The organism is Kitasatospora sp. NPDC001095, from assembly GCF_053598615.1.
On record NZ_JBSFKQ010000028.1, the window covers coordinates 44,859 to 64,590 of the forward strand.

At 72.9% G+C, this 19,732-nt stretch carries 19 protein-coding genes; 18 read left to right on the top strand and 1 reads right to left on the bottom strand.

What is annotated here, in order from left to right; genetic code table 11:
- Nucleotides 1-92 precede the first annotated feature (92 nt).
- The 4 genes from ACWDBB_RS22520 (at nt 93) to ftsH (ending at nt 7,049) form a co-directional block, all read left to right on the top strand.
- Nucleotides 93-2,564 carry a [protein-PII] uridylyltransferase gene (locus ACWDBB_RS22520; RefSeq protein ID WP_449791309.1) on the top strand — a complete coding sequence of 824 codons (2,472 nt, stop codon included), beginning with the start codon at nt 93-95 and terminating at the stop codon, nt 2,562-2,564.
- Between the two features lie 189 nt (nt 2,565-2,753).
- Nucleotides 2,754-4,319, top strand: coding sequence for a signal recognition particle protein (gene ffh / locus ACWDBB_RS22525; RefSeq protein WP_449791343.1), 1,566 nt, complete (start codon nt 2,754-2,756; stop codon nt 4,317-4,319).
- 79 nt (nt 4,320-4,398) lie between these two features.
- Complete coding sequence (locus ACWDBB_RS22530; RefSeq protein WP_449791310.1) at nt 4,399-4,923, top strand: GNAT family N-acetyltransferase; 525 nt, start codon at nt 4,399-4,401, stop codon at nt 4,921-4,923.
- A gap of 92 nt (nt 4,924-5,015) precedes the next feature.
- The gene (ftsH, locus tag ACWDBB_RS22535; RefSeq protein ID WP_449791311.1) at nt 5,016-7,049 is read left to right on the top strand and encodes an ATP-dependent zinc metalloprotease FtsH; all 2,034 of its coding nucleotides are present in this window, start codon (nt 5,016-5,018) and stop codon (nt 7,047-7,049) included.
- A gap of 154 nt (nt 7,050-7,203) precedes the next feature.
- On the opposite strand, the gene ACWDBB_RS22540 is transcribed toward ftsH, so the two are convergent.
- On the bottom strand, nt 7,204-8,028 hold the full coding sequence (locus ACWDBB_RS22540; RefSeq protein WP_449791312.1) for a class I SAM-dependent methyltransferase: 825 nt from the start codon (nt 8,026-8,028) through the stop codon (nt 7,204-7,206).
- A 189-nt stretch (nt 8,029-8,217) separates the two neighbouring features.
- On the opposite strand from ACWDBB_RS22540, the gene proS reads away from it, so the two are divergent.
- From proS to ACWDBB_RS22610, 14 genes are all read left to right on the top strand, one after another.
- Nucleotides 8,218-9,630 carry a proline--tRNA ligase gene (gene proS, locus ACWDBB_RS22545; RefSeq protein WP_449791313.1) on the top strand — a complete coding sequence of 471 codons (1,413 nt, stop codon included), beginning with the start codon at nt 8,218-8,220 and terminating at the stop codon, nt 9,628-9,630.
- A gap of 422 nt (nt 9,631-10,052) precedes the next feature.
- Nucleotides 10,053-10,631 (top strand): hypothetical protein, encoded by a 579-nt coding sequence (locus ACWDBB_RS22550; protein ID WP_359822362.1) that lies wholly within the window; start codon nt 10,053-10,055, stop codon nt 10,629-10,631.
- A gap of 354 nt (nt 10,632-10,985) precedes the next feature.
- Complete coding sequence (gene rpsP, locus ACWDBB_RS22555) at nt 10,986-11,420, top strand: 30S ribosomal protein S16 (RefSeq protein ID WP_449791314.1); 435 nt, start codon at nt 10,986-10,988, stop codon at nt 11,418-11,420.
- A gap of 2 nt (nt 11,421-11,422) precedes the next feature.
- Complete coding sequence (locus tag ACWDBB_RS22560) at nt 11,423-11,662, top strand: RNA-binding protein (RefSeq protein ID WP_030056773.1); 240 nt, start codon at nt 11,423-11,425, stop codon at nt 11,660-11,662.
- Between the two features lie 182 nt (nt 11,663-11,844).
- Nucleotides 11,845-12,444, top strand: coding sequence for a ribosome maturation factor RimM (rimM, locus tag ACWDBB_RS22565; RefSeq protein WP_449791315.1), 600 nt, complete (start codon nt 11,845-11,847; stop codon nt 12,442-12,444).
- Nucleotides 12,445-12,560: 116 nt separating this feature from the next.
- Nucleotides 12,561-13,379, top strand: a complete 819-nt coding sequence (trmD, locus tag ACWDBB_RS22570; RefSeq protein WP_449791344.1) for a tRNA (guanosine(37)-N1)-methyltransferase TrmD — start codon at nt 12,561-12,563, stop codon at nt 13,377-13,379.
- Between the two features lie 154 nt (nt 13,380-13,533).
- Nucleotides 13,534-13,884 (top strand): 50S ribosomal protein L19, encoded by a 351-nt coding sequence (gene rplS, locus ACWDBB_RS22575; RefSeq protein ID WP_030306736.1) that lies wholly within the window; start codon nt 13,534-13,536, stop codon nt 13,882-13,884.
- A gap of 78 nt (nt 13,885-13,962) precedes the next feature.
- Entirely contained in the window at nt 13,963-14,946 is a 984-nt protein-coding gene (gene lepB / locus ACWDBB_RS22580) for a signal peptidase I (protein WP_449791316.1), read from the top strand.
- Between the two features lie 115 nt (nt 14,947-15,061).
- The gene (lepB, locus tag ACWDBB_RS22585; RefSeq protein WP_449791317.1) at nt 15,062-15,919 is read left to right on the top strand and encodes a signal peptidase I; all 858 of its coding nucleotides are present in this window, start codon (nt 15,062-15,064) and stop codon (nt 15,917-15,919) included.
- 243 nt (nt 15,920-16,162) lie between these two features.
- Entirely contained in the window at nt 16,163-17,161 is a 999-nt protein-coding gene (gene lepB, locus ACWDBB_RS22590; protein WP_449791318.1) for a signal peptidase I, read from the top strand.
- 160 nt (nt 17,162-17,321) lie between these two features.
- Nucleotides 17,322-18,074 (top strand): signal peptidase I, encoded by a 753-nt coding sequence (gene lepB / locus ACWDBB_RS22595; RefSeq protein WP_449791319.1) that lies wholly within the window; start codon nt 17,322-17,324, stop codon nt 18,072-18,074.
- Between the two features lie 112 nt (nt 18,075-18,186).
- Nucleotides 18,187-18,660 carry an NUDIX hydrolase gene (locus tag ACWDBB_RS22600; RefSeq protein ID WP_449791320.1) on the top strand — a complete coding sequence of 158 codons (474 nt, stop codon included), beginning with the start codon at nt 18,187-18,189 and terminating at the stop codon, nt 18,658-18,660.
- Between the two features lie 55 nt (nt 18,661-18,715).
- Nucleotides 18,716-19,042, top strand: coding sequence for a DUF2469 domain-containing protein (locus ACWDBB_RS22605; RefSeq protein WP_030056781.1), 327 nt, complete (start codon nt 18,716-18,718; stop codon nt 19,040-19,042).
- 168 nt (nt 19,043-19,210) lie between these two features.
- Entirely contained in the window at nt 19,211-19,732 is a 522-nt protein-coding gene (locus ACWDBB_RS22610; RefSeq protein WP_449791321.1) for a YraN family protein, read from the top strand.

Below are 19,732 nucleotides of genomic sequence, written 5' to 3' on the forward strand. Positions count from 1 at the left end.
CGGCCGGCCGAACGGCTCGTCCTCGGGCCGGAACGGCGGTACGGGGCTCACCGGTGCGACGGTCCACCAGCACGACGGACGGGACTCCGCGCATGACCACCGAGACCAGCCCCTCCGACCCCGTCGACCCCTGTGACCCCGCGGGGCACGCCGCCGCCCGGGCCGCGCTGCTCGCCGGCCCCGGTCCGGGCGGCCGCCCCCGCCGGCGGGCGCTCGCCCGGCTCACCGACGACTGGCTGGCCGGGCTGCTCGCCGCCGCCGGCGCCCCGCCCGGCGTCGCGCTGGTCGCGGTCGGCGGGTACGGGCGCGGCGAGCTCTCCCCGCGCAGCGACCTGGACGTCCTGCTGCTGCACTCCGGCCCGATCGCCCGGGAGCTGCCCGAGCGGATCTGGTACCCGGTCTGGGACGCGGGCGCCCGGCTCGACCACGCGGTGCGCACGGTGGCCGAGGCCCGTTCGGTCGCCGCCGCCGACCTCAAGGCCCAGCTCGGCCTGCTGGACGCCCGCCACCTCGCCGGGGACCGGGCGCTCACCGATGCGCTGCGCTCCGCGGTGCTCACCGACTGGCGCGCGAGCGCCCCCGCACGCCTGCCCGAGCTGCGCGAGCTGGCCCGCGCGCGGGCCGAACGGCAGGGTGAGCTGGCCTTCCTGCTGGAACCCGACCTCAAGGAGGCCCGCGGCGGCCTGCGCGACGTCGTGGTGCTGGACGCGATCGCCGCCACCTGGCTCGCCGACGCGCCCCGGGACGGCCTGGACGCCGCCGCGCGGCGGCTGGCCGACGTGCGCGACGCCCTGCACCTGGCCACCGGCCGGGCCACCGACCGGCTGGGCCTCCAGGACCAGGACCAGGTCGCCGAGCGGCTCGGGGTGCTGGACGCCGACACCCTGCTGCGCCGGGTCTACGAGGCGGCCCGCACCATCGCGTACGCGGGCGACGTCACCTGGCGGGCGGTGGACCGGGTGCTGGCGGCCCGCGCCGACCGCGGTCGGCGGGTGCGCCGTCCGGGCATCCCGTTCGTCGGCCCCGGCCGCGGCGCCGGAGGGCAGGTCCACGGCGCCGGAGGGCGGGCCCGGGGCGCGGTCGAGCGGCGGCCGCTCGCCGAGGGCGTGGTCGAGCAGGACGGCGAGGCGGTGCTCGCCCGGGGCGCCCGGCCGGCCGCCGACCCGGTGCTGCCGCTGCGCGCCGCGGCGGCCGCCGCGCAGAACGGGCTGACCGTCTCGTACGCCACGGTGCGCCGGCTGGCCGCCGAGTGCCGCCCGCTGCCGGTGCCCTGGCCGGACGAGGCGCGCGAGCAGCTGGTCACCCTGCTGGGCGCGGGGGAGGCGGCCGTCCCGGTGTGGGAGGCGCTGGAGGCGGAGGGGCTGGTCCGGCGGCTGCTGCCGGACTGGGAGCGGGTGCGCTGCCGTCCGCAGCGCAACGCCGTGCACCGCTGGACGGTGGACCGGCACCTGGTGGAGACGGCGGTGCGGGCCGCCGCGATGACCCGCCGGGTGGCCAGGCCGGACCTGCTGCTGGTCGCCGCGCTGCTGCACGACATCGGCAAGGGCTGGCCGGGGGACCACAGCGAGGCCGGCGAGGTGATCGTCCGCGACCTCGGCCCCCGGATGGGCTTCGGCCCCGAGGACACCGAGACGCTGGCGGTGCTGGTCCGCCACCACCTGACCCTGGTGGACACCGCGACCCGGCGCGACCCGGACGACCCGGCGACCGTCGAGGCGATCACCAAGGTGGTCACCACCCGGGCCGAGCTGGAGCTGCTGCGCGCGCTCACCGAGGCGGACGCGCTGGCCACCGGCCCCGCCGCGTGGAGCGCCTGGCGGGCCTCACTGGTGGACGGCCTGGTGGCCCGGGTGGCGGACCGGCTGGCCGGGGCGGGCGCCCCGCCGGTGGTGCCGGCGCCGACCGCCGAGCAGGAGCGGCTCGTGGTGGAGGCCGCCAGGACGGGGCAGCCCGCCCTGTCGCTGCGGGCCCGGTCCGAGGGGACGGCGCCGGGCGCCGAGCCGATGGGCGTCGAGCTGGACCTGGCGGTCCCGGACCGTCCCGGGCTGCTCGGCACCGCCGCCGGGGTGCTCGCGCTGCACCGGCTGGCCGTCCGCTCGGCCGGGCTGCGCGAGCTGGACCCGGTGGGCGCCGGGCCGGTGCTGCTGCTGTCCTGGCGGGTGGCGGCCCAGTACGGCGAGCTGCCCGAGGCGGCCCGGCTGCGGGCCGACCTGCGCCGGGCACTGGACGGCTCGCTGGACGTCGCCCGCCGGCTCGCCGAGCGGGACGCCGCGGCCCCGCGCCGCCGGGGCATCCCCACCCCGCCGCCGCTGGTCGCGGTGGCGCCCTTGGTGGCCTCGGCGACCGCGACCGTGCTGGAGGTCCGCGCGCACGACGCCCCCGGGCTGCTGCACCGGATCGGCCGGGCACTGGACGGAGCGGGCGTGCGGGTGCGCACCGCGCACGTCTCCACGCTGGGCGCGGAGGCCGTCGACTCGTTCTACCTGACCGACGGGGCCGGCCGGCCGCTGACCGCCCGGCGGGCCGGCGAGGTGGCGGCGGCGGTCCGGGCCGCGCTGGGCTGAGCGCTCGGCGTGGCGTGGCGGGCCCCGCGGGGGAAGGCCGGGAGGGAGGCCGGACGGCGGGTCGGCCGGGGTGCGGGCGGGGTGCGCGCGGGCGTTCCGACCGGGGGTGGAGACCGTACCCGGGGCGGCCGGATACCCTGGGGGGCGACGACCGTACCGATACCGATGCCGCAGAGGACCCGCGACGACGTGTTCGACACCCTTTCCGATCGCCTCGCAGCGACGTTCAAGAACCTCCGGGGCAAGGGCCGCCTGAGCGAGGCGGACATCGACGCCACCGCCCGCGAGATCCGCATCGCGCTGCTGGAGGCGGACGTCGCGCTGCCGGTCGTCCGGGCCTTCATCAAGCAGGTCAAGGAGCGGGCGCTCGGTGCCGAGGTCTCCGGCGCGCTGAACCCCGCGCAGCAGATCATCAAGATCGTCAACGAGGAGCTCATCGCGATCCTCGGCGGCGAGACCCGCCGGGTGCGGTTCGCCAAGAGCGGCCCGACGGTGATCATGCTCGCCGGTCTCCAGGGTGCCGGTAAGACCACCCTCGCGGGCAAGCTCGGCCACTGGCTGAAGAAGCAGAAGCACACCCCGCTGCTGGTCGCCTGCGACCTCCAGCGCCCCAATGCGGTCAACCAGCTCCAGGTGGTCGCCGAGCGCGCCGGCGTGGCCTTCTACGGCCCGCAGCCGGGCAACGGCGTCGGCGACCCGGTGCAGGTGGCCACGGACTCGATCGAGTACGCCAAGCAGAAGCAGTACGACGTCGTCATCGTCGACACCGCCGGCCGCCTGGGCATCGACGCCGAGCTGATGCAGCAGGCCGCCGACATCCGCGCCGCGGTGAACCCGGACGAGGTCCTGTTCGTCGTCGACGCGATGATCGGCCAGGACGCCGTCACCACCGCGCAGGCCTTCCTCGACGGCGTCGACTTCACCGGCGTGGTGCTCTCCAAGCTCGACGGCGACGCCCGCGGCGGTGCCGCCCTGTCGGTCGCGCACGTCACCGGCCGGCAGATCATGTTCGCCTCCAACGGCGAGAAGGTCGACGACTTCGACGCCTTCCACCCGGACCGGATGGCCTCGCGCATCCTCGGCATGGGTGACGTCCTCTCGCTGATCGAGAAGGCCGAGCAGACCTTCTCGCAGGCCGAGGCGGAGAAGATCGCCGCCAAGCTGCGCGGCGGCCCGAAGCAGTTCACCCTGGACGACTTCCTGTCCCAGCTGGAGCAGGTCCAGAAGATGGGCTCCATCTCCAAGCTGCTCGGCATGCTGCCGGGCATGGGCCAGATCCGGGACCAGATCAACAACATCGACGACAAGGACGTCAACCGGGTCGGCGCGATCATCAAGTCGATGACCCCGGCCGAGCGCGCCGAGCCGGAGCTGATCAACGGCTCCCGCCGGGCCCGCATCGCCAAGGGCTCCGGCGTCCAGGTCGGCGAGGTGAAGAACCTGGTCGAGCGGTTCTTCGAGGCCCGCAAGATGATGTCCGCGATGGCCTCCGGCAAGGGGATGCCGGGCATGCCGGGCATCCCCGGCATGGGCGGCGGCGCGAAGAAGTCCGGCAAGAAGGCCCCGCAGGCCAAGGGCAAGCGCAAGAGCGGCAACCCGCTGAAGCGCGCGCAGGAGGAGGCCGCGGCCGCCGAGCGCCGCGCGCTCGGCCCGGGCGCCGGCCAGGGTCCGGCGGACGGCGGTGCGTTCGGCCTCGGCGCGGGCAAGGGCCCGGCCGACTTCGAGCTGCCCAAGGAGTTCAAGGACATGCTGTAGTCCTTGATCGGGTCTGGTCGTCGGCCCGTCGTCCGGTTTTTCCGGGCGGCGGGCCGATCGCGTGTCCGATGATGGGGGCATGCGAGTGATGATCAGGGCCCCGAGGGCCGAGGACACGGCCGTTTACGCCGACGCGGTCCGGCGGTCCGCGGAACACATCGGCCGGTGGAACCCGGTCGAGCCGGACGGACTGCCCGACCTGCTGAAGCGCCAGGGCTCCGGGCTGCGGACCTTCCTGATCCTCGACCGGGAGACCGGCGGACTGGTCGGCAAGGTGAACGTCGCCAACATCGTGATGAGCCGGTTCTGCAACGCCACGCTGGGCTACGACTCGTACCTGCCGTTCAACGGCACCGGGCGGATGACCGAGGGCATGCGGCTGGTCCTGGACCGCTGCTTCGCCCCGCGGTCGTCCGACGGACTGGGCCTGCACCGGCTGGAGATCAACGTCCAGCCGGACAACGAGCGCTCGATCGCGATGGCCAAGCGGCTGGGCTTCCGGCACGAGGGCTTCTCCCCGCGGATGCTGTTCCTCCAGGGGGACTGGCGCGACCACGAGCGGTTCGCGCTGACCGCCGAGGAGTGGCCGGGCGCGACGGCATAACCGCTGGTGGGAGCGGCCGGCGCGGCCGTACGGCGGCTCGGGCGCGGCGTTGCGATTGGCTCGCCCGAGCACCTGTCCGTATTGTCCGATGGGTGACCGAACCCGTGCCACCACGTCAGACTCCCGACCAGCCCTGGCGCTCGGAGGGTGCCCCGCCCCCGCCGCCCAAGCGCCGGATGCCCGGCGGCTGGGTGGGGCTCGCCCTCACCGCCCTCGTGGTGTTCCTGATCTCCGACCTGCTGTTGTCCTTCTTCGGCCCCGCCGGTTCCACCACGATCTCGTACACCGAGTTCAACAACCAGCTGAACAAGGGCAACATCACCAAGATCTACGCCAAGGGCGACGCGATCGAGGGCACCCTCAAGACCGCCCAGCCCAAGCCCGACGGCGGCAAGGGCGACTACACCGAGTTCGACACCCAACGGCCCTCCTTCGCGGGCGACAACCTCTGGGCCACCCTGCAGCAGCAGGGCGTCGAGGTCACCGCCACCTCGCCGATCCAGCAGCGCAGCTTCCTCACCAACCTGCTGCTCTCGCTCGCCCCGATGCTGCTGCTGATCTTCATCTGGGTGATGCTCGCCCGCCGGATGGCCGGCGGACTCGGCGGCGGACCGCTCGGCCGCAAGGCCCCGCCCAAGCCGGTCACCGCCGAGCAGGGCAAGCGCACCACCTTCGCCGACGTGGCCGGCATCGACGAGGTCGAGGCCGAACTCACGGAGGTCGTCGACTACTTGAAGAACCCCGAGCGGTACCGCAGGCTCGGCGCCAAGATGCCGCGCGGCGTGCTGCTGAGCGGCCCGCCCGGAACCGGCAAGACCCTGCTGGCCCGGGCGGTGGCCGGCGAGGCGAACGTGCCGTTCTTCTCCGCCTCCGCCTCCGAGTTCATCGAGATGATCGTCGGCGTCGGCGCCAGCCGGGTCCGCGAGCTGTTCGCCGAGGCCCGCAAGGTCGCCCCGGCGATCATCTTCATCGACGAGATCGACACCATCGGCCGCCAGCGCGGTGCCGGCGGCGGCATGGGCGGGCACGACGAGCGCGAGCAGACGCTCAACCAGATCCTCACCGAGATGGACGGCTTCACCGGCTCCGAGGGCGTCATCGTGATCGCCGCGACCAACCGGGCGGACGTGCTCGACCCGGCGCTGCTGCGCCCCGGTCGCTTCGACCGGCGGATCACCGTCAGCCCGCCCGACCGGGAGGGCCGGGCGGCGATCCTGCGCATCCACAGCCGCAGCGTCCCGCTGGCCGGCGGCACCGACCTCAACCAGCTGGCCAAGGTCACGCCGGGGATGACCGGCGCCGAGCTCGCCAACCTGGTCAACGAGGCCGCGCTGCTGGCCGTCAAGCGCAAGCAGGACGCGGTCAACGAGCGGGACCTCTCGGACGCCCTGGAGAAGGTCCAGCTCGGTGCGGTGCGGCCGCTGGTGATGCCGCAGGAGGAGCGCGAGCGGACGGCGTACCACGAGAGCGGGCACGCGCTGCTGGGCATGCTCCAGCCCGGTGCGGACCCGGTCCGCAAGATCACCATCGTGCCGCGCGGCAGGGCGCTCGGCGTCACCCTCTCCACCCCGGAGGACGACCGCTACTCGTACACCGAGCCCTACCTGCGCGGCCGGATCATCGGCGCGCTCGGCGGCATGGCGGCCGAGCAGGTGGTCTACGGGGTGATCACCACCGGCGCGGAGAGCGACCTGGAGCAGGTCACCAACATCGCCCGCGGGATGGCCGGGCGCTGGGGGATGAGCGAGCGGGTCGGCCGGCTCACCGCGGTGCCCTCCGACCCGCAGGGCGCGTACGGGCTCTCCGCCGCGCCGACCACCCTGGACGCGGTGGACGAGGAGGCCCGGCGGATCGTCTCCGAGTGCTACGACGACGCGCTGCGGATCCTGACCGAGCAGCGGCACCGGCTGGACGCGCTGGCGGCGGCGCTGCTGGAGGCGGAGACGCTGGACGAGGCGGAGGCGTACCGGGCGGCGGGGGTGCCGCGGGGGGCGTCGGCGGAGGGCTCCGGAGGGGCCGAGGGGCCCGGTGGCTCCGGTGGGTCCGAGGGGGCCGGTGGCTCCGAGGGGGCCGACGGCTCCGATGGGTCCAATGGGTCCGATGGGAAGTCGATCGGCCGGGCGTGAAGCCGGGAATCGGGGGCGTGCGCCATGGTGGCGGGCGCTCCCGATTTCGTGTTTCCCCGTCCTTTCCCCGCCTCCTGCCCCGCCTCCTGCCCCGTCTCCTGCCCCGCCTCTCGCCCGTCGCAGTCCCCGCTCTGCCCGGCGATCCCCGCTCTGGCTAGCGCGGCCGCTCGGCGACCAGGTAGCGGAACACGTTCTCCATCCGCACGGAGCCGTCCGCGCGCAGGTACGGCTGGAGCACCTCCTCCAGCTCCTTGGCCACCAGCGAGGCGCCGGAGAACTCCTCGGCCGGCTCGAACAGGCCGGTGGAGAGCAGTCCGCGCACCGCGCTGTCGAGGTCGGCGTAGGCGAACGGGCAGCTCACCCGGCCGCTGCCGGCCGGACGCAGCCCGGCCGGGGCGAGCAGGTCCTCCAGGGCGCCGGGCGCGCTCAGCTCGAACGGGTCGCGCGCGCTGGTCCGGCCCGCCATCCGCCGGGCCACGTCCAGCACCGGGGCGCTCTCGCAGCGCTCCGGCGGCCCCCAGGCGGCCAGCACCACGTGCCCGCCCGGGAGGGCGAGCCGGGCGGCCTCGGCCACCACCGGGCCGGGCTCGGCGGCGCCGGGCAGCTGCTCGAAAACCGTCACCAGCGAATGGGCCGGGTGGGGGACGGCGGATGGTGTCCGGGCCCCCGCGCACACCCGCAGCCGACGGGCGCGGGCCAGCTCGCGCAGCTCGTCGCGCGGCTCCTGTCCGGCGACCTGGGCGCCCCGGCCGGCCGCGAGCAGCAGGGCCAGCCCGGACCGGCAGCCCAGGCCCAGCACGCTGCTCGCCGGGCCGACCTCCAACCGGTCGTAGACCGCCTCGTAGAGCGGCACCAGCATGCGCTCCTGGATCTCCGCCCAGTCGCGCGCCCGCGTGGGGCGCGCCGCCCCGGTCCGCGGGTGGTGCGGGCGTGCGCCCGTCGGTCGTGCGGTCGTGCCGGTCGTCCGCGCTGAAGCCATGGCGGCCTCCCATCCGGTCCTTCGGTGTGCTGCTACGGCTCCCCCAAAGTCCCGCCCCACACCAGCGAACAGCGGGTCGGGCCCGGCGTCCAGAGGGGTGCAGGGTGGTGCGCGCGTGTCACGGTGGTGCGCCCCCATCCGGTGATACCGATTCGAAACCGGGGCCCCGGGCCCCGTACCATTCGCCCCATGGCTAAGGCACCCGTTCTCACCCCTCAGGCGGAAGACTTCCCGCGCTGGTACCAGGACCTCATCAACAAGGCCGAGCTGGCCGACAACGGTCCGGTGCGCGGCACCATGGTCATCCGACCGTACGGCTACGGCCTGTGGGAGCGGATGCAGCAGGAGATGGACGCGCGGATCAAGAAGGCCGGCGCGCAGAACGCCTACTTCCCGATGTTCATCCCGCAGTCCTACCTGACCAAGGAGGCCGAGCACGTCGAGGGCTTCGCCCCCGAGCTCGCGGTGGTCACCCATGGCGGCGGCAAGCAGCTGGAGGAGCCGGTCGTCGTCCGGCCGACCTCCGAGACGATCATCAACGAGTACTTCTCGAAGTGGGTGCAGAGCCACCGCGACCTGCCGCTGCTGATCAACCAGTGGGCCAACGTGGTCCGCTGGGAGCTGCGTCCGCGCGTCTTCCTGCGCACCACCGAGTTCCTCTGGCAGGAGGGCCACACCGCCCACGCCACCTACGAGGACGCCCGTGACTACGCGTCGATGATCCACACCCAGGTCTACGGCGACTTCATGACCAACGTGCTCGGCATCGACGTCGTGCTCGGCCGCAAGACCGCCAAGGAGCGCTTCGCCGGCGCCATCAACACCCTCACCCTCGAGGGCATGATGGGCGACGGCAAGGCCCTCCAGATGGGCACCAGCCACGAGCTGGGCCAGAACTTCGCCAAGGCGTTCAACACCACCTACCAGCTGCAGGGCGCCGAGCGCGAGCACGTCTGGCAGACCTCCTGGGGCGTCTCGACCCGCATGGTCGGCGGCCTGATCATGTCCCACGGCGACGACAACGGCCTGCGGGTGCCCCCGCGCCTGGCCGCCGTCCAGGCCGTCGTGCTCGCGATCAAGGGCGACGACGCGGTCATCGCCAAGGTCCGCGAGATCGGCGCCCAGCTGGAGGCCGCCGGCATCCGGGTCGTGGTCGACGACCGCACCGACACCCCGTTCGGCCGCCGCGCCGTCGACTGGGAGCTCAAGGGCGTCCCGCTGCGCATCGAGGTCGGCCCGCGCGACCTGGAGAACGGCACCGCGATGCTGGCCCGCCGCATCCCGGGCGGCAAGGAGCCGGTCTCCATCGACGCCCTGGCCACGCTGCTCCCGGGCGTGCTGGAGGAGGACCAGGCGCTGCTGCTGCGCCAGTCCCGTGAGCGCCGCGAGTCCCGCACGGTCGACGTCAAGACCATCGACGAGGCCATCGAGGCCGCCGCGACCGGCTGGGGCCGGATCTCCTGGGCCGACCTCGGCGCGGAGGGCGAGGCCAAGCTGGCCGAGCAGGGCGTCACGGTCCGCTGCATCGTCGCCGCCGACGGCTCGGTGCCGCAGACGGACGACCAGGAAGGCAACGTCGCGCTCGTCGCCCGGGCGTACTGACATCCGTTCGGTGTCCGCCGGACGTCCGCCCTCCGCGGGTATTGACCGGCAGCGGCGACATTTGCCCGGAATGCGGATGGGTAAGAATCCGGTAACTGTTCCGGCGTGTCCGCGCGGTGGACATCCCTACTGGCCGGTCAACTCCCGGTATTAACGGAATAGCGGTACGGTGTACGGCCCGTGGCCCTGTCAATCCGGCAGGCCCACGGGCCGTACGTCCTGGGTGGCGACAGCCCGCCCCCCGGACGGAATTCACCAGGCCCGTCGGCGTTGCGACGGGCCGAAACCGGCAGGGGGTTGGTCTTGCGTCAGATCCGGAACGCGCAATTCGCGCGCGGCCTCGCATTCCTGGGAGTTCCCTGTGAATTCCCCGGGAACGGGAACATGCGGAACATCGGCTCGCACTCCATCGTTGGTCTAGCGTGAGCACGACACAGCCCCTCGTTCTCGCGGCCGAACTGGCCGCCGCCTGGAGCGACATCCAGGCCTACCACCAGGACCTTCCCGACCTCGCCTCGCCCGAGGCGCTGATCGGGGAGTCCTCCTCGGCCTGTGGGACGCGGCTCGGTTTCGAGCGCCTCCTCCACGAGGCTGCCCACGGTCTGGCCGCGGCCCGGGACATCCGGGACACCTCGCGGGCCGGCCGCTACCACAACCGGCGCTTCCTGATGCTCGCTTCCGAGCTGGGCCTGGCGCACCCGGTCGAGCCGCACGCGAGCAGCGGCTTCTCCCAGGTGACCATGCTCAAGGAGACCCAGGAGCGGTACGCCGACACCATCGAGCGCCTGGACCGTGCCCTCGGGGCGCACCAGGAGGCGGTGGCCGGCGACGGCGCGACGCGCGCCTTCCGCGGCCCCGCGGCCCGGCACGGCTCCTCCGGGGGCGGCGTGCGGGTCAAGGCGGTCTGCGGCTGCGGGCGCAACGTCCGGGTCGTTCCGTCGGTGCTCGCGCAGGCGTCCATCGTCTGCGGTGCGTGCCAGCAGCCGTTCAAGATCGCCTGAGCGGTCGACGCCCCGGCGGACTGCTGTGCGGGCAGCGGTCCGGCCGGAATGCCGGAGTGCGGCGGCGAGCCGCACTGCGGTGAAGTGAGCACTGCGGAAGTGAGCGGTGCAGCAGGACAGTGGTGATGTCTTCGGGCCGGACCGGGAGCGGGGGCTCCCGGTCGAGCCCTGACCGGGCGCCCGGCCCGCGTACAGGCGGTTCTCGCCGATGTGGCAGAATGGACAGCTGAGTACTCGGCAGCCGGGCAGGACCCCTCTCTCCTACGGCTGGCGTGTCCCTTGAACGGTCCGCCGCGCAACCCCACGCGCTGGCGAGCCCGCTCACCCACGTCAACACCAGGAGAATCCACTCCCGTGGCAGTCAAGATCAAGCTGAAGCGTCTCGGCAAGATTCGCTCCCCGCACTACCGCATCGTCGTCGCCGACGCCCGCACCAAGCGTGACGGCCGCGCGATCGAGGAGATCGGCATCTACCAGCCGACCTACAACCCCTCGAAGATCGAGGTCGACAGCGACCGCGCCCAGTACTGGCTGTCCGTCGGCGCCCAGCCGACCGAGCCGGTGCTCGCCATCCTGAAGCTGACCGGCGACTGGCAGAAGTTCAAGGGCCTGCCGGCTCCGGCGCCGCTGAAGGTCGCCGAGCCGAAGGTCGAGGACTTCTCGCACCTGTTCGCCAAGGCCGTCGCCGGCTTCGAGGACGCCACCACCGGCGTCGCCATCACCCCGAAGGCCAAGAAGTCGGACAAGGCCGAGGCCGAGGCCGAGGCCGACGCCGCCGCCGAGGCCTGATCGTGATCGAGGACGCCCTCGACCACCTGGTGAAGGGCATCGTCGAACACCCCGACGAGGTGCAGGTGCGCTCGCGCAACCTGCGTCGGGGTAACACCATCGAGGTGCGGGTGCACCCCGATGACCTCGGCAAGGTGATCGGCCGGGGCGGCCGTACGGCGCGCGCGCTGCGCACCGTGGTCGGCGCCCTCGGCGGTCGCAACGTCCGGGTCGACCTGGTCGACGTGGACAACATTCGCTGACGCTGCTGTTCGTTCAGCCGTCAGGGCTTGTCAGGCCGACCGGGACGCATGTCGTCCCGGTCGGCCTTTCGCATTTCCATCCGCTTTTCCGTCGCATCGCCGCTTCGCACCATCGCTTCGCGGCACCGCTTCGCAGTCCGTCGCTTTCGTTTCGGCTCAGGAACTCCAGGAGAACGATCACCGTGCAGCTCGTCGTCGGCAGGATCGGCCGTGCCCACGGCATCAGGGGGGACGTCAGTGTCGAGGTCCGCACCGACGAGCCGGAACTCCGGCTCGGCCCCGGTGCCGTCGTGCTCACCGACCCCGCGTCGGTCGGACCGCTGACCGTCGAGTCCGGGCGGGTGCACAGCGGCCGGCTGCTGCTGCGCTTCGTCGGCGTCAAGGACCGCAACGCGGCCGAGGCCCTCCGCGGCACCCTGCTCATCTCCGAGGTCGACCCGGAGGAGAGCCCCGAGGACCCGGAGGAGTACTACGACCACCAGCTGATCGGCCTGGACGTGGTGCTGCTCGACGGCACCCTGGTCGGTGAACTGACCGAGATCGTCCACCTGCCCTACCAGGACCTGCTCACGGTGAAGAAGGCCGACGGGACGGAGGTGCTGGTGCCCTTCGTCAGCCAGATCGTGCCGACCATCGACCTGGAGAACCAGCGTGCCGTGATCACTCCGCCGGCCGGGCTGATCGACCCGGAGCAGGCCGAGGTCGCGGGGACCTCCTCGGCCGAGCGCACCGAGGGCTCCGAGCGCACCGAGGGTTCCGAGGACGCGGAGGAGTCGGAGTGACCGTCGAGGAGCGTGCCGGGTCGGGGGCCGAGGCGGTCGACAGTGCCGTGTCCGACGCTGCCGTGTCCGGTGCTGCCGTGTCCGACGCTGCCGTCTCCGGTGCGGTGCAGAGCGGTATGAGGATCGACGTCGTCACGATCTTCCCCGAGTACCTGGAGCCGCTGGACATCTCGCTGGTCGGCAAGGCCCGCGCCCGCGGCCAGCTGGACGTGCACGTCCACGACCTGCGCGGGTGGACCCACGACGTGCACCGCACGGTCGACGACAGTCCGTACGGCGGCGGCCCCGGCATGGTGATGAAGCCCGAGCCGTGGGGCGAGGCGCTGGACGCGGTGGTCGCCGCCGGCCCCGAGGGGCAGGTGCCCACGCTGGTCGTGCCGACCCCGAGCGGGCGCCCGTTCACCCAGGAGCTCGCCCAGGAGCTGGCAGGCCGCCCCTGGCTGGCCTTCACCCCCGCCCGGTACGAGGGCATCGACCGCCGGGTGATCGAGGAGGCGGCCACCCGGATGCCGGTGGTCGAGGCCTCGATCGGCGACTACGTGCTGGCCGGCGGCGAGGTCGCCGTGCTGGTGATGGTCGAGGCGATCGCCCGGCTGCTGCCCGGCGTTCTCGGCAACGCCGAGTCCCACCGCGACGACTCCTTCGCGCCGGGCGCGATGGCCGATCTGCTGGAGGGCCCGGTCTACACCAAGCCCGCCGAGTGGCGCGGTCGGACGGTCCCGGACGTGCTGCTCAGCGGCAACCACGGCAAGATCGCCCGCTGGCGCCGCGAGCAGGCCTTCGCCCGGACCCTGGCGAACCGCCCCGACCTGGTCGAGCGCTGGCAGTACGGCGCCTTCGACAAGAAGGAGCGGGAGGCGCTGAGCACCCTCGGCCTGGTCTGGGACGAGCGGCTCGGCCGATTTCGGTCCGTGGCCGGTGATGTGGAAGAATAGGCCGCTGCTGTCTGTCGCTGGTTCCCTTCCGTAGGGGGCACGTGGACCGGCGCCCCCGCCACGGGGGGATCGTCGTCAGCCGATGCGGCCCGCAGCAGACCCCATTGTGACGATTTTCCGTGGGCGGCCCGTGGCGCCTGCGATGGAGAGCAACATGAGCAACAAGCTCGCTGCTGTCGACGCGGCCTCGCTGCGTAGCGACATTCCGGCCTTCCGCGCCGGTGACACCCTGAAGGTTCACGTCCGGGTCATCGAGGGCAACCGCTCCCGTGTCCAGGTCTTCCAGGGCGTCGTCATCCGCCGCCACGGCGCCGGTATCGGTGAGACCTTCACCGTTCGCAAGGTCAGCTTCAACGTCGGCGTGGAGCGCACCTTCCCGGTGCACACCCCGGTCGTCGAGAAGATCGAGGTCGTGACCCGCGGTGCGGTTCGCCGCGCCAAGCTGTACTACCTGCGTGACCTCCGCGGCAAGGCCGCGAAGATCAAGGAGAAGCGCGACCGCTGATCCACCGGCCCCCGGCCTCGCCGGGGGATCGGAACGCTCCGAGGGGGCCGAACGGCCGCAAGGTAAGCTCACCCCCCGATGAGCACGCACGAACCATCCGCGGACCGCGACGGCAGTCCCGCACCCACCGGTGCGGACTCGCTGTCGCGGTCCGCGGTCGTTTCCGGGGGCGGGCCGGAGCACGTCGAGGTGTCGGAACAGGCCGGGGTGTCGGAACAGGCCGAGGGCCAGGAGCGGGCCGAGGGCTCCGGCGACAGTGACCCCGGCGGCGAGGGCGCCGATGGTGCCGGCAGTGCCGATGACGCCGATGGCAGTGATGGTGGCGACGGGGGTGATGGCGGTGGTGGCTCCGGTGACGACGACTCGGAGCAGGCGCAGGAGCCGCGGCACTCGCGCTCGCGGGACCTGCTGCTGTTGGTCGGGATCTGCCTGGCGGCCCTGCTGCTGGTGAACGCCTTCGTCGCGCGCCCGTTCTCGGTGCCCTCCGGGTCGATGGAGGAGACCCTGCGCCCGGGCGACCGGCTGGTCGCGAACCAGCTCGCCTACGCCTTCGGCGGCCACCCCCAGCGGGGCGACGTCGTGGTCTTCGACGGGACGGGCTCCTTCCTGCATGGGTCGGCCGAGCCGTCCGGCTTCTGGGACGGCCTGCACTCCCTCGCCCAGGACCTCGGACTGGCCCCGGCCGGGGATACCGTCTACGTCAAGCGCGTGATCGGGGTCGGCGGGGACCGGGTGACCAGCACCGGCCCGGGCGCGCCGATCACCGTCAACGGCGTGCCGATCGACGAGACCTCCTACCTCTCCCCGGGCGACGCCCCGTCGAGCGTGGCCTTCGACGTCATCGTGCCGGCCGGCAAGCTCTGGGTGATGGGTGACCACCGCAGCGCCTCCCGGGACTCGCGCGACCACCTCGGCGAGCCCGGTGGCGGCTTCGTGCCCGAGAAGAAGGTGATCGGGCGTGCGGACTGGGTGGTCTACCCGTTCTCGCGCTGGACCGGCCTGGACCGGCCCGCGGCCTTCGCCGTGACTGCGGGAACGGGCGGTCATGGGGACCAGGGGTAGGGGGCGGCTCGCCGATCGCCCCACAGCCGGGGGACCGGGGGACGGGGGGTCGACGGCCGGCGGGGCGACGGCCGGGGGACCGGGGAAGGACGCAGCGGCGGACCGTGGGCCGATCGTGGCGGCGCCGGCGCGTGGTCGGGCCGAGCGCCGGCGCAGTGCCCGCAAGGCGGCCCGCCGGCGCAGGCGCTCGCTGGTGCGCGAGGCGCCGCTGATCGTCCTGGTCGCCCTGCTGGTGGCGCTGGTGATGAAGACCTTCCTGGTCCAGGTGTTCGTGATCCCCTCCGGCTCGATGGAACAGACCATCCTGATCGGGGACCGGGTACTGGTGGACAAGCTGACCCCCTGGTTCGGCAGTGAGCCGCAACGCGGCGACATCGTGGTGTTCAAGGACCCGGGCGGCTGGCTGGAGCACGACCGCAAGCCGTCCGAGGACGGCCCGGTGCTGGGCGCGGGCAAGCGGGTTCTGACCTTCGTCGGGCTGCTGCCCTCCGACGACGAGCAGGATCTGATCAAGCGGGTGATCGGCGTCGGCGGCGACACCGTCGAGTGCTGCGACGCCCAGGGGCGCCTCACCGTCAACGGCCGTCCGGTGGAGGAGCCCTACCTCGCGCCTGGCAACCCGCCGTCCCGGCAGACCTTCAGGATCCAGGTGCCGGAGGGGCGGTTGTGGGTCATGGGCGACCACCGGGACGTCTCCGCCGACTCCCGTTTCCACATGGGCAATCCGGGACAGGGGACGATCCCGCTGAGCGGCGTGGTCGGTCGCGCGTTCGTGGTCGCCTGGCCGCTGGACCGTTTCCATCAACTCGATGCGCCGAATTCACTCTCCTCTCTTGCCCGGATGCCGCAGGCCGTCGGAACTGCCGCGGAATCGGTGGGCGTTGGGCCGGTTCCTGTGGAACCCCCGCTCGTTATGGGGGTGTTGGGCATCCTTCCGCTCGTCGTTCGTCGGTCCGGGCGCCCTCCGGAGTGAGCCGCGTCGGCCGCCGACCGGACGGGCCTCGAGTGTGGGACCGCGAGCCGGATGCCGTGGAGTGATAGAGAAGTGCAGGTGCGGCCGGGAGTGGTCCGGGCCGTCGGCCGAGGCTGTGCTGGTGTCAGGGGCGTCCGCCGTGGGCAAGCCCTGAGGCGTTCATGGTCGTGGTGAGCGTGGTGCCCGCTGTGCGGCACTCTGAGCGCGGGCGCACGGGCGTCCGCACAGCAGGGAGGAGACGTTGTGGGGGATTTGGTGATCGGCGCCCGATCAGGCGCCGGAGAGCCCGAGGGCTCGGGCCGTCGGGCGGACCGGTCCGCCGAGTCCGCGGCCTCGGCCGAGGCCGCGGCGGCGCAGACCGCCGACGGTCAGGGCGGCTCCGGGCCGGAGGACGCCCCGGACTCCCCGCACGCGGGTGCCGAGCCCGCGGACGGGTCGGAGTCGGAGGCTCCGGCCAAGCCGCACAAGCAGCGCTCGTTCTGGAAGGAACTGCCGATCCTGATCGGCATCGCGCTGATCCTCGCGCTGGTGATCAAGACCTTCTTCGTCCAGGCGTTCTCCATTCCGTCGGAATCGATGCAGAACACGCTGCAGGTCGGCGACCGTGTCCTGGTGGACAAGCTGACCCCGTGGTTCGGGGCCGAACCCGAGCGCGGCGAGGTCGTGGTGTTCCACGACCCGGGCGGCTGGCTGAACGACGAGCCGACCCAGCAGAGCAGCAACTCCTTCGTCCGCGGCGTCCAGGACGTGCTCAGTTTCGTCGGCCTGATGCCCTCCGCCAACGAGAAGGACCTGATCAAGCGGGTCATCGCGGTCGGCGGTGACACCGTCGAGTGCGAGGCCGACGGGCCGGTGACGGTCAACGGCGTCCCGCTCAACGAGCCGTACGTCTACCCGGGCAACACCCCGTGCGGTGACCACCCCTTCGGCCCGGTCCAGGTGCCCAAGGACCGGATCTGGGTGATGGGCGACCACCGCGCCAACTCGCTGGACTCCCGCTTCCACATGGACCAGCCGGGCGGCGGCACCGTCCCGGTGGACAACGTGATCGGGCGTGCCTTCGTGGTGGCCTGGCCGATCAGCCACTGGTCGACGCTGCCGGTGCCGAACACCTTCGACCAGACGGGCCTGGCGGCGGCCGCGCCGATGGCGCCGCCCGTGGCCGGTGCGGTGGGGGCCGTCGCCCTGCTCCCGTTGGTGCGTCGGGTGCGGGGCCGGGCGGAGCGCCGCCAGGAGTCCTGAGCTCCACCGGATCCCGACCCACCGGGTTGGCCCCGGCTCTTGCGCGGGCCGTGGTACCGACGAGTAATCTGCTCGGACGTGCCACGGCCCGTCGGCTTTTCCGCCCGTGCCTCCGGCGTGCCAGTGGTGTTCTCCGGTCGGCCAGAGGTGGACGGTGTCGATGAGCAGTGTCGTGGAGCAGACGGCCGACCACCCGACCGCGCCCGCCCACGTGCGCCGCCGGCCCGCCGCGGTGCTGCAGGGCGTCGCGCTGGCGCTCGGACTGGTGCTGATGGTCGGCGGTTTCGCCCTGATCGCGATCGACTACCGGCCGTACAGCATCCCCACCGCCTCGATGCACCCGACGCTGCGCGCCGGTGACACCGTGCTCGCCCGCAAGGTCGGCGGCGGCGACATCGGGCGGGGCGACGTGGTGGTGTTCAGGGACCAGGCCTGGGGCGGCGAGCTCATGGTCAAGCGGGTGGTCGCGGTCGGCGGGGACACCGTCGCCACCACCGGAGCCGACTACCGGCTGACGGTCAACGGGCAGCCGGTGGACGAGCCCTACCTCGCGACCCAGGGCCACCAGGGCGCCACGTTCAGCGTGACGGTGCCCCAGGGCCGGCTGTTCCTGCTCGGCGACAACCGGGTGGGCTCCCTCGACTCCCGTACCCACCTGGAGGTCGACGGCGGGACCGTCCCGGCCGACGCCGTCGAAGCCAGGGTCGAGGCCACCGCGCTGCCGTTCGGCCGGATGGGTCTGCTCGGCAGGGTCACCGACTTCGACGGCTTCACGGGCCCGAAGGCCGCGCGGCCCGGCCCGCTGGAACCCCTCGTCTACGCGACCCTCGCGGGCGCGGCGCTGATCCTCGTGGCCTCGGCGGTGGGCGGGGTGGCCGGCCTGGCCCGCCGGTTCCGGGGGCGCAGCTCCTGAGCGGGGGCGTCGCCCGGTGGGCCGCTCTGCCGAACATCGCCCCGGACGGCCGCGTCGGGTGGCAGGATCGGTAGCGCCACCGATGCGAACGGAAGGAGCGTGGAGCGCCGCCATGACAGCACGGCGTCGCAGGGCGGCGCGGATCCTGCTGCTCGACGGGCAGGACCGCATCCTCCTCTTCCTGGGGGCCGACCCGGCCGCCCCGGAGGAGACGTGGTGGTTCACGCCCGGGGGCGGCTTGGAGGCGGGCGAGGGCGTGCGCGAGGCCGCCGAGCGGGAGCTCGCCGAGGAGACCGGCCTGCGGGGGGTGGACCTGGGGCCCTTGGTGGCGTACGGCACGGTGTCGTTCTCCTTCCGGGGACAGCGTTACGAGCAGGAACAGTGGTTCCACCTGGCCCGGACCGCGGAGACGGGGCTGGACCACTCGGGCACGGGCGCGGACGAGCACGCCCAGCTGCTCGCGGCCCGCTGGTGGACGGTCGAGGAACTGAGGGGAACCGCCGAGACGGTCTATCCGGTCGGTCTGGCGGACTTCCTGGAGCGGCTGCTGGCCGAGGGCCCGCCGGTGGAACCGGTACGGCTCTGACCGTGGGTGCGGTGGTCCACAATGGGTGGACGCGACAAGTTGAGGGGACGCCTGGATGAGTGCCGAAGATCTCGAGAAGTACGAGACCGAGATGGAGCTCAAGCTCTACCGGGAGTACCGGGACGTCGTCGGCCTGTTCAAGTACGTGATCGAGACCGAGCGACGGTTCTACCTCACCAACGACTACGAGTTGCAGGTGCACTCGGTCCAGGGCGAGGTGTTCTTCGAGGTGTCGATGGCGGATGCGTGGGTCTGGGACATGTACCGGCCGGCCCGGTTCGTCCGCAAGGTCCGGGTGCTGACCTTCAAGGACGTGAACATCGAGGAACTCGCGAAGAGCGATCTGGAGCTGCCCTCGGACGAGTCCGGCTTCGGGAACTGACGTTGAACGACTCCGTCCCGTGTTGTCCAGCCGAATTTCGCGGGAACGGGGCTTCTCACCCCTGCGGGTGACAAAAGTTGTCCACAGGCCCGAGTTATCCACAGGGAACGGGAATTCCCGGGCCTCGTCGTGCGTGTTGGTGCAGCCTCCTCGGCGGAGGTGGTCACCATGCAGCACACCGTCGTGCAGGACCAGCAGGACCAGCAGGAGCAGGCCGTACCGGACACGGCCGAAGCCGGGAAGGCCGCGCGGGCGGTCCCGGACCGCACCACCAAGAACGGGCTCGGCCGCTACGGGGAGCGGGTCGCCGCCCGCCGGCTCGCGGAGGCCGGACTCCGCATCCTGGACCTCAACTGGCGCTGCGTCGAGGGCGAGCTGGACATCGTCGCGCTCGACGGCGACACCGTGGCGGTCTGCGAGGTGAAGACCCGCTCCGAGCGGGGTTTCCAGCAGCCCACCGAGGCCATCGACCGGACCAAGGCCGCCCGGCTGCAACGCCTGGCCGAGCGCTGGATGGCCGAGCGCTGGCCCGGTCACTTCGCCGAGCTGGCCGGGCCCGGCTACGACCCGGGGCCCACCGATCCGCAGTGGCCGCCCGCCCCACCGGGCGGGGTGCGGATCGACCTGGTCGCAGTGGTCAACCGGGCGCGGGGTGCGGCCCTGGTCGACCACCTGCGGGGGGTGGTCTGA

Coding starts and splice junctions, on each gene's coding strand:
- ACWDBB_RS22520 (WP_449791309.1), top strand. CDS start 93: ATGACCACCGAGACCAGCCCCTCCGACCCCGTCGACCCCTGTGACCCC.
- ACWDBB_RS22530 (WP_449791310.1), top strand. CDS start 4,399: ATGCGAGTGATGATCAGGGCCCCGAGGGCCGAGGACACGGCCGTTTAC.
- ACWDBB_RS22540 (WP_449791312.1), bottom strand. CDS start 8,028: ATGGCTTCAGCGCGGACGACCGGCACGACCGCACGACCGACGGGCGCA.
- proS (WP_449791313.1), top strand. CDS start 8,218: ATGGCTAAGGCACCCGTTCTCACCCCTCAGGCGGAAGACTTCCCGCGC.
- trmD (WP_449791344.1), top strand. CDS start 12,561: ATGAGGATCGACGTCGTCACGATCTTCCCCGAGTACCTGGAGCCGCTG.
- rplS (WP_030306736.1), top strand. CDS start 13,534: ATGAGCAACAAGCTCGCTGCTGTCGACGCGGCCTCGCTGCGTAGCGAC.
- lepB (WP_449791316.1), top strand. CDS start 13,963: ATGAGCACGCACGAACCATCCGCGGACCGCGACGGCAGTCCCGCACCC.
- lepB (WP_449791319.1), top strand. CDS start 17,322: ATGAGCAGTGTCGTGGAGCAGACGGCCGACCACCCGACCGCGCCCGCC.
- ACWDBB_RS22600 (WP_449791320.1), top strand. CDS start 18,187: ATGACAGCACGGCGTCGCAGGGCGGCGCGGATCCTGCTGCTCGACGGG.
- ACWDBB_RS22605 (WP_030056781.1), top strand. CDS start 18,716: ATGAGTGCCGAAGATCTCGAGAAGTACGAGACCGAGATGGAGCTCAAG.
- ACWDBB_RS22610 (WP_449791321.1), top strand. CDS start 19,211: ATGCAGCACACCGTCGTGCAGGACCAGCAGGACCAGCAGGAGCAGGCC.